The 2,635-nt window shown below is 64.1% G+C and carries 2 protein-coding genes and 1 rRNA gene; 1 reads left to right on the top strand and 2 read right to left on the bottom strand.

The genetic code is table 11. The features are described 5' to 3' along the window. A 5S ribosomal RNA gene (gene rrf / locus VGF12_RS26255) occupies positions 1–87 on the top strand; the annotation flags it as partial. 138 nt (positions 88–225) lie between these two features. Here the strand turns inward: rrf and VGF12_RS06435 are convergent. Next, positions 226–1,179 (bottom strand): polysaccharide deacetylase family protein, encoded by a 954-nt coding sequence (locus VGF12_RS06435; RefSeq protein ID WP_331175211.1) that lies wholly within the window; start codon positions 1,177–1,179, stop codon positions 226–228. A 166-nt stretch (positions 1,180–1,345) separates the two neighbouring features. After that, positions 1,346–2,437: a redox-regulated ATPase YchF gene (ychF, locus tag VGF12_RS06430; RefSeq protein WP_331175210.1), complete on the bottom strand. Its 1,092-nt coding sequence runs from the start codon at positions 2,435–2,437 to the stop codon at positions 1,346–1,348. Between the last annotated feature and the right edge of the window lie 198 nt (positions 2,438–2,635).

Here is a 2,635-nt window from a genome sequence, read left to right as displayed (position 1 = left end):
ACTCCTTCCCATCCCGAACAGGACAGTGAAACGAGTCAGCGCCGATGATAGTGCGGATTCCCGTGTGAAAGTAGGTCATCGTCAGGCTATTTATTGAGCCAACCCCCACCATTCAAAGATGGTGGGGGTTTCGCTTTTTGGAGGCGAAAACATATCGCCAACTGCTCATAAGGCTCGGCGCGCCTGTGGACGGGTGCCGACAAGACATTCACGCTGCGGTGCAGTTCATTGCCTGCAAAGCTGTGCATGCCACTGCGCCGTCTGCCCAACAGGATCGGGCTGGCCATACACGCTGAGTTTTACGCCCTTGGCCCGCGCCCAGCGTGCCAGCCACGACGGGCCGAAGCGTCCGCTCGCTCGAGCAGGTGAACGATAGGCTTCATCGAGCAGCACCTCGTCGAGGGGCGCGAAGGCGTAACCCCGCTCCTTGAGGGTCCTCAGCGTGCGGTCCAGTGTGGCGGCGTTGAGGCGGTTTGCGTGGATGAGCAGCACTTGAGGGATCTGACGCCCGAACAGTTCTTGAGACATCGTCTCAAACACTTGCAGCGATGTGCGCAGGTGGGTGTCGTATTCGTCCGTCACCACCTGTCGCCGTGCCGCTTCGCCAGGCGCCTGCAGTCGGTCGTACACGCAGGCGAACAGATAGTCGTCGTGGTCCACGGTCATCGGTGCCACCGCATAGCCGTGGTGAGCCAGGAAGGCCTCGAAAGCTTCGCGCTCTGCTTCGGTCTTGCCCGTCTGCGTGAAGGGAGGGCGGTAGTAGCGCAATGGCGCGCTGCGTCGGCTGGTTACCCAGCGCGTGAGCACTTCTCCTTTGAGCACGCCAGCTTCGACGTCCTCCCGCGACGACTTCCACAGCCCGAGGTGGCCGAAGCCGTGGTTGCCGAGTTCCATGCCAGCGTCGAGCCAGGCGTGGAGCAGGGCCACGCCATCGTCGACATGACCGGGCACGAGCAGCCGGTCTTCGTTGACGAAACCCACCGCCTTGGCGCCATGGCGCTGCAGGGCGGTGAGCAGTTGTTGATTCAACCGCCCAGCTTCGGCCGGTGCCATGGGCGTCGCCGAGGCTGCTGGCAGGTCGTCTATGGTGATGGCAATGCGCTTGGCGTCAGCGGCGAGCGCGCCGCCGGCCACAGTGAGGGACAACAGCGCCAGCAGACAGGAGAAGCGACGATACATGCGTCCACTGTAAACACCGGCGGACCTCACCGACGGGTCTTGATGCAGGCGCCCACCATGAAAAAGCCGCACGGGTGTGCGGCTGAACTGGCGGGCTTCCCGGCGGCGCTGGGGCTTCAGACCCGCGAGAGCCGATCATGCCCTGCTGAGCGTCAATGCAGAGAGATCAGACGTTGAACAGGAAGTGCAACACATCGCCGTCCTTGACGATGTATTCCTTGCCTTCCGCCCGCATCTTGCCCGCATCCTTGGCACCTTGCTCACCTCGGTACTGGATGAAGTCGTCGTAGGCGATGGTCTGGGCGCGGATGTAGCCGCGCTCGAAGTCGGTATGGATGACCGCCGCAGCTTGCGGGCCGGTGTCGCCGATGTGGATGGTCCAGGCGCGCACTTCCTTCACGCCTGCGGTGAAGTAGGTCTGCAGGCCCAGCAGTTTGAAGGCGGCGCGGATCAGGCGGTTCAGGCCCGGCTCGTCCTGGCCCATCTCGGCCAGGAACATGGCACGGTCTTCGTCGTCCATCTCAGAGAGTTCCGCCTCGGTCTTCGCGCAGATGGCCACGACCGGGCCGTTCTGTGCGGCCGCGTACTCCCTCAGGCGCTCCAGGAAGGGGTTGTTCTCGAAGCCGTCTTCCGACACGTTGCCGACGAACATGGCCGGCTTGGCCGTGATCAGGCACAGGGGCTTGAGGATGGCCAGCTCTTCCTTGCCGAAATCGATGGTGCGCACCGGCTTGGCCTGGTCCAGCGCGGCCTGGCACTTCTCCAGGACCTTGACGAGGGCGATGGCGTCCTTGTCGCCGGCGCGAGCCACCTTGTTGTAGCGGTGCAGGCTTTTCTCGACGGTGCCGAGGTCGGCCAGACAAAGCTCGGTCTGGATGACCTCGATGTCGGCGATCGGGTCGACACGTCCATTCACGTGGATGACGTTCGGGTCCTCGAAGCAGCGCACCACGTTGACGATGGCATCCGTCTCGCGGATGTGGGACAGGAACTGGTTGCCCAGGCCCTCGCCCTTGCTGGCGCCCGCGACCAGGCCTGCGATGTCGACGAACTCGACGACCGCCGGCAAGACCCGCTCGGGCTTCACGATCTCGGCCAGCGCTGCCAGCCGGGGATCCGGCAATTCGACGATGCCGACGTTCGGCTCGATCGTGCAGAAGGGGTAGTTCTCGGCGGCGATGCCGGCTTTGGTCAGGGCATTGAAGAGCGTGGACTTGCCGACGTTGGGCAGGCCCACGATGCCGCATTTGAGGCTCATGGCGGGTCTTTCTGATGGGGAGGCCACCGGCGCGGGCCGGGGCCGAAGCGATTGATTTTAGTCGGCCGGAGCAAGGCCCGCCCTGGCCGGCAGTGCGGCAATGGCCCCTGCCTACAATCGTGTCATGCAAAGCGTGGACGTGTTGGTCAAGGGCCGGGGGGCAGTCGGCAGCAGCCTGGCGCTCAGCCTGGCTGCTCA

The sequence above is a fragment of the Roseateles sp. genome, assembly GCF_036404855.1.
Classification (GTDB): Bacteria; Pseudomonadota; Gammaproteobacteria; order Burkholderiales; family Burkholderiaceae_C; genus Pelomonas.
This window is presented reverse-complemented; position numbering and strand designations above follow the sequence as displayed.